The organism is Streptomyces sp. MZ04, from assembly GCF_004684775.1.
GTDB lineage: Bacteria > Actinomycetota > Actinomycetes > Streptomycetales > Streptomycetaceae > Streptomyces.
This window is the reverse complement of the sequence record NZ_SRIC01000089.1, coordinates 20,110-28,175: the sequence shown is the minus strand read 5'-3', so window position 1 is coordinate 28,175 and position 8,066 is coordinate 20,110. Positions and strand designations below refer to the sequence as shown.

The 8,066-nt window shown below is 71.3% G+C and carries 9 protein-coding genes; 2 read left to right on the top strand and 7 right to left on the bottom strand.

The features are described from left to right. The 4 genes from E2651_RS19970 to miaA all read right to left on the bottom strand — a co-directional run. A partial coding sequence (locus E2651_RS19970) for an HD domain-containing protein (protein ID WP_135332545.1) occupies positions 1-1,607 on the bottom strand: 1,607 nt, incomplete at its 3' end. Positions 1,608-1,749: 142 nt separating this feature from the next. After that, complete coding sequence (gene dapF / locus E2651_RS19965) at positions 1,750-2,664, bottom strand: diaminopimelate epimerase (protein ID WP_135332544.1); 915 nt, start codon at positions 2,662-2,664, stop codon at positions 1,750-1,752. 75 nt (positions 2,665-2,739) lie between these two features. Further along, complete coding sequence (locus tag E2651_RS19960) at positions 2,740-3,201, bottom strand: hypothetical protein (RefSeq protein WP_135332543.1); 462 nt, start codon at positions 3,199-3,201, stop codon at positions 2,740-2,742. Between the two features lie 101 nt (positions 3,202-3,302). Beyond that, complete coding sequence (gene miaA / locus E2651_RS19955) at positions 3,303-4,241, bottom strand: tRNA (adenosine(37)-N6)-dimethylallyltransferase MiaA (RefSeq protein ID WP_135332542.1); 939 nt, start codon at positions 4,239-4,241, stop codon at positions 3,303-3,305. A 182-nt stretch (positions 4,242-4,423) separates the two neighbouring features. On the opposite strand from miaA, the gene E2651_RS19950 reads away from it, so the two are divergent. Next, positions 4,424-4,762: a hypothetical protein gene (locus E2651_RS19950; protein ID WP_135332541.1), complete on the top strand. Its 339-nt coding sequence runs from the start codon at positions 4,424-4,426 to the stop codon at positions 4,760-4,762. Positions 4,763-4,786: 24 nt separating this feature from the next. Further along, the gene (locus E2651_RS19945) at positions 4,787-5,059 is read left to right on the top strand and encodes an antitoxin (RefSeq protein ID WP_135332540.1); all 273 of its coding nucleotides are present in this window, start codon (positions 4,787-4,789) and stop codon (positions 5,057-5,059) included. 333 nt (positions 5,060-5,392) lie between these two features. Here E2651_RS19945 and E2651_RS19935 read toward each other — a convergent pair whose 3' ends face one another. Genes E2651_RS19935 through miaB form a run of 3 tightly spaced genes read right to left on the bottom strand, consistent with a single transcriptional unit; the run spans position 5,393 to position 8,025 of the window. Beyond that, positions 5,393-6,142: a class III extradiol dioxygenase subunit B-like domain-containing protein gene (locus E2651_RS19935; RefSeq protein WP_135332538.1), complete on the bottom strand. Its 750-nt coding sequence runs from the start codon at positions 6,140-6,142 to the stop codon at positions 5,393-5,395. A 20-nt stretch (positions 6,143-6,162) separates the two neighbouring features. After that, positions 6,163-6,468 carry a hypothetical protein gene (locus tag E2651_RS19930; protein WP_135332537.1) on the bottom strand — a complete coding sequence of 102 codons (306 nt, stop codon included), beginning with the start codon at positions 6,466-6,468 and terminating at the stop codon, positions 6,163-6,165. Between the two features lie 36 nt (positions 6,469-6,504). Further along, positions 6,505-8,025, bottom strand: coding sequence for a tRNA (N6-isopentenyl adenosine(37)-C2)-methylthiotransferase MiaB (gene miaB / locus E2651_RS19925; RefSeq protein WP_135332536.1), 1,521 nt, complete (start codon positions 8,023-8,025; stop codon positions 6,505-6,507). Positions 8,026-8,066 lie beyond the last annotated feature (41 nt).

Here is an 8,066-nt window from a genome sequence, read left to right as displayed (position 1 = left end):
GGGTGGCTGGTGAGCCAGCGCCGGATGGCGATCCGGGCGGCGGGGGTGCGGGCATGGTCGAGCCACTCGCGCGAGGGCCCGGACGCCACGTCCTGCCCCATGAGCAGCTGCACCGTGTCGCCGTCCCGCAGGACCGTGCTGAGCGTCGCCAGGCGGCCGTTGACGCGCGCCCCGATGCAGGCGTGGGCGTCCTCGCCGTACTGGGCGTAGGCGGCGTCCACACACGTCGCGCCCGCGGGCAGCCCGAGCGTGCCGCCGTCGGGACGGAAGACGGCGATCTCCCGGTCCTGGGCGAGGTCTTCGCGCAGCGTGGACCAGAACGTGTCCGGGTCGGGGGCCGCCTGCTGCCAGTCGAGGAGCCGGGAGAGCCAGCCGGGCCGGGTCGGGTCCGCGCGCTCACCGTCGTCGACGGCGTCGCCGGAAGCCGTGTCGGACTGCTCCTCCGAAGGAGGAGCGTAGGGATTGCGCAGGGCGACGACGCCCGCCTCGGCCACCTTGTGCATCTGGTGCGTACGGATGAGGACTTCGGCGACCTCGCCGTCGGGGCGGGCCACGGCGGTGTGCAGCGACTGGTACAGGTTGAACTTCGGTACGGCGATGAAGTCCTTGAACTCCGAGACGACCGGCGTGAAGCATGTGTGCAGCTCGCCGAGGACGCCGTAACAGTCCGCGTCCTCGTTCACCAGCACGAGGAGCCGCCCGAAGTCCGCCGCGCGCAGCTCGCCGCGTTTGCGGTGCACGCGGTGGACGGAGACGAAGTGCCGTGGCCTGATGAGGACTTCGGCGGCGATGCCGGCCTCGCGCAGCACTCCCCGTACGTCGTCGGCCGTCTCCTCCAGCGGGTCGCCGTCCCGCTCCGCGTCGGCGGCGATCAGCGACCTGACGTGTTCGTACTCCTCCGGGTGGAGGATCGCGAAGACGAGGTCCTCCAGCTCGGTCTTGAGTGCCTGTACGCCGAGCCGCTCGGCGAGCGGAATCAGCACGTCCCGGGTCACCTTGGCGATCCGTGCCTGTTTCTCGGGGCGCATGACGCCGAGGGTGCGCATGTTGTGCAGGCGGTCGGCGAGCTTGATCGACATCACGCGCACGTCGTTGCCGGTGGCGACGAGCATCTTGCGGAAGGTCTCCGGCTCGGCGGCCGCGCCGTAGTCGACCTTCTCGAGCTTGGTGACGCCGTCGACCAGATAGCAGACGTCGTCGCCGAACTCCGTACGCACCTGATCGAGCGTCACATCCGTGTCCTCGACGGTGTCGTGGAGCAGCGACGCGGTCAAGGTCGTGATCTCCGCGCCCAGTTGGGCGAGGATCAGCGTCACGGCGAGCGGATGTGTGATGTACGGCTCACCGCTTTTGCGCATCTGGCCGCGGTGGGAGGACTCGGCGAGGACCCACGCGCGGCGCAGCGGCTCCAGGTCGGCGTCCGGGTAGTGGGCGCGATGGGCTTCCGCCACATGGCCGATCGCGTCCGGAAGCCGGTCGCGCGTGGCCCCTCCCATGAGGGCCGCCCGGCCGAGCCTGCGCAGGTCAAGCCGCGGACGACCGCGCCTGCGCTGAGCTCCGGGCGTCACGGGACCAGGCATCGCAGGGTTTGTGGCCTCCGCACTCATGGGCACCTCCGGCTGCTCCGACCGGCGGTGAGCGGACGACAGCATGGTCCGTCCGGGCCGGTGCTTGATGCTACCGAGCCCATCACGCGCCGCTGACCGCCTCTCGCCGAGCGTGAAACGGATCACCCATTCGAGCGACAGTTCACGGGATTACTGTTTCGAGCCAGTCCGCGTCGATCTCGCCTTCGGCGACGATCACCGCGGCACCGGTCATCTCGATCTCACCGTCGGGGCGCTCGGTGATCACCAGGCGCCCGCCGGGCAGGTCTACGGTGTACGTCACCGGCGTACCGGTGACCGAGGGGTCCGCGCCGTCCCTGCGGGCGGCGGCGACGGCCACGGCGCACGCGCCCGTGCCGCACGAGCGGGTCTCGCCCGCGCCGCGCTCGTGGACGCGCATGGCGACGTGGTTCGGGCCGCGGTCGACCACGAACTCGACGTTCACACCGTCCGGGTACGCCGACGCCGGGCTGAAGGGCGGTGGCGCCAGCAGGGCGCCCGCCTCGTCGAGATCCGCCACGAAGGCCACGGCGTGCGGGTTGCCCATGTTCACGTTGCGCGCCGGCCAGAGGTGGTCGGCCACGTCCAGGTCGCGGGCGGGCCAGTGGTGGCCGGCCACGGAGACGGTGACGTCCCCTTCGGGGAGGATCGCCTTGCCCATGCCCACGGTGATGTCACCGCCGGCTTCGGCCTTGGCGATGTGCACGGTCTTCACGCCGCCACGGGTCGCGACGGCCAGGTCGCCCTCGCCGACGTGCCCCGCGCGCTGCAGATAGCGGGCGAAGACACGCACGCCGTTGCCGCACATCTCGGCGATCGAACCGTCGCCGTTGCGGTAGTCCATGAACCACTCGGCCCGGTCCGCCAGATGCCGCGCCTCGGGGTGCGCCGCGGACCGTACGACGTGCAGCAGACCGTCGCCCCCGATGCCCGCGCGGCGGTCGCACAGGGTGGCCACGACGGCCGGGGGCAGCTCGATGGCGTTGTCGGGGTCGGGCACGATCACGAAGTCGTTCTCGGTCCCGTGCCCCTTGAGGAAGGCGATCCGCGTGCTCATTCCTCGATCGTACGGGGTGGCTACGACACTCCGCCCTGGCGGTCGCCGGATGGGCCCTGACCTCGTACGACGCCGTCAGCGAAGGCGGGCGACCCGCCACACGGCGAGGACCGCGGCGGCCAGGAACACCAGGGCGTACGCGGAGACGACACGCCAGTCGGGGCGCTTGCCGGAACCACGCTCGGGCAGCCCCGGCCAGGTGTGACCGACGCGACGCGCGGCCATCATGCCCCAGCCCGCCGCGCAGCAGCTGATGAGGAGTCCGAGCATGGCGACGACGGCACCGCCGTCACCGAACTCGAAGGCCAGCGGGAAGGCGAACATCAGCGATCCTGCCGCGGCGAGGACGACGATCGGCGCGAGCTGCCAGATGCGCAGACGGCGCTGCGGGCGGAGCTCGACCTCGACCTCGGCGGTGGCCATCTCGTCCGCGCCGGGGCCGTCGTCGGTGACGCCGTCCAGCTCCGCGTCGGGCCCGTCGGGGGTCAGCTCGCCGCCGTCATGCGCGGTGTCACGAGGGCCGGCCTCCATCGCCATCCGCCCTCCCACTCCGGACTCCACTGATCGATCGATGGTCGATGATGGCACGGCGCCAGGGGCCGGGATGACCGCCGGAGCGTCCCGATGCCATCACGTGATCAGGCTGTGACCGCTCGTTCGACCAACGTCAGCGCCTGTGCCGGGAGTTCCCCTCGATCGGCCACCGCACCACTGAGCCAGTGCACGCGTGGATCGCGGCGGAACCACGAGTCCTGGCGGCGCGCGAAGCGCTTGGTGGCGCGCACGGTCTCGGCGCGCGCTTCGTCGTCGGTGCACTCCCCCGCGAGCGCCGCGAGCACCTGCTGGTACCCGAGCGCACGCGATGCCGTGCGCCCCTCGCGCAGCCCCGCGGCCTCCAGGGCACGCACCTCGTCGACGAGGCCGGCCTCCCACATGCGGTCCACGCGCGTGGCGATCCGTTCGTCGAGTTCGGGGCGGGCCACATCCACGCCGATCTGGACGGTGTCGTAGACGGATTCGTGGCCCGGGAGGTTGGCGGTGAAGGGCTTGCCGGTGATCTCGATGACCTCGAGGGCGCGGACGATCCGGCGCCCGTTGCTGGGCAGGATGGCCTGGGCCGCTCCGGGGTCGGCGACGGCGAGGCGGGCATGCAGCTCTCCGGAGCCGCGCAGCTCGAGCTCTTCCTCGAGGCGGGCCCTCACGGCGGGGGCGGTGCCGGGGAACTCGAGTTGGTCGACGGCTCCCCTGACGTAGAGCCCGGAGCCGCCGACCAGGATCGGCCAGCGTCCTGCGGCGAGGAGACGGTCGATCTCGGCGCGGGCCAGCCTCTGGTACTCGGCGACGCTCGCCGCCTCCGTGACGTCCCAGATGTCGAGGAGGTGGTGCGGCACTCCGTCACGCTCTTCGAGCGTCAGCTTGGCGGTCCCGATGTCCATCCCTCTGTAGAGCTGCATCGAGTCGGCGTTGACGACTTCGCCGCCGAGGCGTTGGGCGAGGAAGACACCCAGATCGGACTTTCCTGCCGTGGTCGGACCGACGACGGCGATGACCCGCGGGGCGGGAGCTGCGCTACTCACCGCTCCAGTCTCGCAAACCTCCCGGCCGCTTCCCGAACGAGCTACGTGACGCCCCAGGTCCGGGGTCGTTGCCTGTTGCGAGGTTCCGGCCGCCGGTTTCGAGGACTGGTGACCCGGGTGGCGCAACAGGGCGCACCGGGCGGCACGGCATTTCGCCCACACGAGTAACGTATGGAGTAGTTATGGGTGTTTTTTCACGGTTCCGTAGGAAGTCCAAGGATTCGGAAGAGGCGTCGACAACTGAGGCGGCAGCCGCCACCCTGACGGCCGAGCCGGAAGCGGCCGAGGAGACTTCCGAGGCCGGGACCGGGGCGGAGGCCGAGGAGGCCAACGAGGCCACGGAGGCTGCGGACAAGGCCGACGACAAGGCCGCGTCCGCCGCCACGGACGACACCGAGCCCGAGGCCGAGGAGAAGGCCGAGAGCGCGGATGCCGCTGCCGCGGAGGGTGTGGAGATCCCGAAGCAGCAGTCCGCGGACGAGGCCGCCGACAACGAGGCCGGTGAAGGCGCCCGCAAGTAGCTCTCCCAGTGAGGGAAGGTAACGATGGGCTTCCTGGACAAACTGAAGGACAAGCTCGCCCCCGCCAAGGACAAGGTCTCGGGACTCGCGCAACAACACGCGCCCAAGATCGACCACGGTCTCGACAAGGCCGCGAAGGTGGTCGACGCCAAGACCAAGGGCAAGTACAGCGACAAGATCCAGACGGGCACGGGCAAGGCGAAGCACGCCGTGGACCGCCTCGCCGGGACGTCGGGCGACGGCAAGGACGCGGGCAGTGGCGACACCACTCCTCCGGCTCCCCCGCCGGCTCCCTGAAACCCCTGAAGGACACGTCACGGGCCACATCGCCGGCCCGGCACGACCGGCCGAGCCATCGGCCGACCCGCACCGGCGGACGGCCGCGGAGCGCCATCAGCTCCGCGGCCGTCGCCGTGCCGTCCGTGGCCGCTGCGGCCCACCGCAGCGGGGGCCGCGGATACGACCAGGCGGCTTGCCACCAAGTGCCCGACGCCGTACGGCGCGTCCTCATAGAGCAGCTCGCCACTCAGCCCCGCGCCCTCGGCCGCGCCCGCGAGCACCTGCCACGGAGCCCGGCCCGCCGCTGTGCCCTCCGTGGCCGCCACGGCCCACCGCGGCGCGAGGCCGCGGCTACGACCAGGCCGCCACCAAGTACCCAACGCCGTACGGCGCGTCCTCATAGAGCAGCTCGCCACTCAGCCCCGCGCCCTCGGCCGCGCCCGCGAGCACCTGCCACGGAGCCCGGCCCGCCGCCTTCAATTCGTACGCCAGTTGCTCGTCCAGGCCCTTGAGCGCCTCGACGTCCGCGGCACCCAGCGCACGCGCGACCTCCGCGTCGAAGCCGACCGCCCGCTCGTCCAGATACCCCGGCGCCTTCAGCGTGCGGCACGCGCTGGCGTCGCCCATCACCAGCAGCGCCACCCGGTCGGCCCGCGTCGCGATGTCCCCTCCGACTTGAATACACCGCTCGGCCCCGAGAGGTTCCCCCACGCCGAGACCGTCCAGCGGGGCTGCCGACCATTCCGTGCGTCCGAGCAGCCAGCCGGCCACGGCGAGCGAAGGCGGAAGCTCACGCTCCGTCCCGTCGTCCGCGAGGTCTTCCGGGAGGCCGTCCGCGCCCTCATCGGCGGAGGTCCCCAGCCGTACGTCGAGGTCCACTCCGAAGCCGCGGAAGGACCCACGGGCCCCCTGCGGATGCCACCCGCGCCTGCTCTGCTCGGCGGGTCCGACCACGACGAGCCGGTCGGGCCGTGCGGCGGCGAGCACCCCGACGGCGTCCGTGCACGCCGCGCGCGCGGCGTCCAGTTCGGGGGCGGCGCCCGCGGCGACCTCGGGCACGAGCAGGGGCGGGCAGGGGCAGACGGCTGCGGCGACAAGCATGATCCGCAGCGTAACGCGCGCTAGTAGGCGATCGGGCCCGAGTCCCACTCCAGCTCGGCGATCGAGAACCGGTACGGGAAGGAGCCGCCCGAGGAACCGTCGCCGATCACCATCCAGCCGTTGCCCGTGCGGAAGCGCCTCACCCGTACCGGATATCGCGGGTGCTTGGGGCGGTACAGGCGCACGAACTCCCCGAACCGCTCCACCGCCTCCTCGTGCGTGCCTTCCACCGTGGCCATCTGCTCGAACAGATGCCACGCCCCCGGCCCGGGAGGGTTCTCCATCAGCAGCGCCCAGCGCGCCGTCCTGCGCCCGTCCCCCGTCATTCCTGTCTCTCCCCCGTCATCGCCGACTCTCCCCGGTCAGTCGCAGCCGCAGCCGCTGCCGGAGGCCACAGGCAGCGGCTCCGGAGCGCCGATCTTCGGCAGCCCCAGCATCACGCCCGCGGGCTTGGCCGCCGCCTCCGTGTTGCGCTTCTCCCAGGCGTCGCCCGCGCGCGTGCGGCGTATGCCAAGGACCGAGCCCTCGGCGAGCAGGTGGTGGGGCGCCGCGTAGGTGATCTCGACGGTCACCACGTCGCCGGGGCGCACCTCGGTGTCCGGCTTGGTGAAGTGGACCAGACGGCTGTCGGGGGCGCGGCCGGAGAGGCGGTGCGTGGCGCCGTCCTTGCGGCCCTCGCCCTCGGCGACCATCAGCTCGAGCGTCCTGCCGACCTGCTCCTTGTTCTCCTCCCAGGAGATCTCCTCCTGGAGGGCGACCAGACGCTCGTAACGCGACTGGACGACCTCCTTGGGGATCTGCCCCTCCATGGTCGCCGCCGGCGTACCGGGGCGCTTGGAGTACTGGAAGGTGAAGGCGTTGGCGAAGCGGGCCTCGCGGACGACGTGCATCGTCTGCTCGAAGTCCTCCTCCGTCTCACCGGGGAAGCCGATGATGATGTCGGTGGAGATCGCGGCGTCCGGCATGGCGGCGCGCACCTTCTCGATGATCCCCAGGAAGCGGTCCTGGCGGTACGAGCGGCGCATCGCCTTCAGGACCGGGTCGGAGCCGGACTGGAGCGGCATGTGCAGCTGCGGCATCACGTTCGGCGTCTCGGCCATCGCGGCGATCACGTCGTCCGTGAAGTCGCGCGGGTGCGGGGACGTGAAGCGCACGCGCTCCAGGCCCTCGATCTTCCCGCAGGCCCGCAGGAGCTTGCTGAAGGCCTCGCGGTCGCCGATGTCCGAGCCGTACGCGTTCACGTTCTGCCCGAGCAGGGTGATCTCCGAGACGCCCTCAGCGACCAGGGTCTCGATCTCGGCGAGGATGTCGCCGGTCCTGCGGTCCTTCTCCTTGCCGCGCAGGGCGGGCACGATGCAGAAGGTGCAGGTGTTGTTGCAGCCCACGGAGATGGAGACCCATGCCGCGTACGCGCTCTCGCGGCGCGTGGGCAGCGTCGAGGGGAACGCCTCCAGCGACTCGGCGATCTCGACCTGCGCCTCTTCCTGGACCCGGGCGCGCTCCAGGAGTACCGGCAGCTTGCCGATGTTGTGTGTCCCGAAGACGACGTCGACCCACGGGGCCTTCTTGACGATCGTGTCGCGGTCCTTCTGGGCGAGGCAGCCACCGACGGCGATCTGCATGCCGGGCCGCTTGGTCTTCATCGGCGCCAGGCGGCCGAGGTTGCCGTACAGCCGGTTGTCGGCGTTCTCGCGGACTGCACAGGTGTTGAAGACGACCACGTCGGCGTCGCCGTCCGAGCCTTCGGGCGCGCGTTCGTAGCCGGCGCCCTCCAGCAGCCCGGAGAGCCGCTCGGAATCGTGGACGTTCATCTGGCACCCGTAGGTGCGTACCTCGTATGTTCCCTTGACGCCCACTGGCCCGCTCCGGTCGCTGCTGCTCATGTGACAAGGGTAGGCGGTACCTCGGACATCTCCCGACGCCG

What these genes read in the sequence shown, in the direction of transcription:
- E2651_RS19960 (WP_135332543.1), bottom strand. Translation starts at nt 3,201, where the DNA reads ATGGCGATGGAGGCCGGCCCTCGTGACACCGCGCATGACGGCGGCGAG.
- dapF (WP_135332544.1), bottom strand. Translation starts at nt 2,664, where the DNA reads ATGAGCACGCGGATCGCCTTCCTCAAGGGGCACGGGACCGAGAACGAC.
- miaB (WP_135332536.1), bottom strand. Translation starts at nt 8,025, where the DNA reads ATGAGCAGCAGCGACCGGAGCGGGCCAGTGGGCGTCAAGGGAACATAC.
- E2651_RS19950 (WP_135332541.1), top strand. Translation starts at nt 4,424, where the DNA reads ATGGGTGTTTTTTCACGGTTCCGTAGGAAGTCCAAGGATTCGGAAGAG.
- E2651_RS19935 (WP_135332538.1), bottom strand. Translation starts at nt 6,142, where the DNA reads ATGCTTGTCGCCGCAGCCGTCTGCCCCTGCCCGCCCCTGCTCGTGCCC.
- E2651_RS19945 (WP_135332540.1), top strand. Translation starts at nt 4,787, where the DNA reads ATGGGCTTCCTGGACAAACTGAAGGACAAGCTCGCCCCCGCCAAGGAC.
- E2651_RS19930 (WP_135332537.1), bottom strand. Translation starts at nt 6,468, where the DNA reads ATGACGGGGGACGGGCGCAGGACGGCGCGCTGGGCGCTGCTGATGGAG.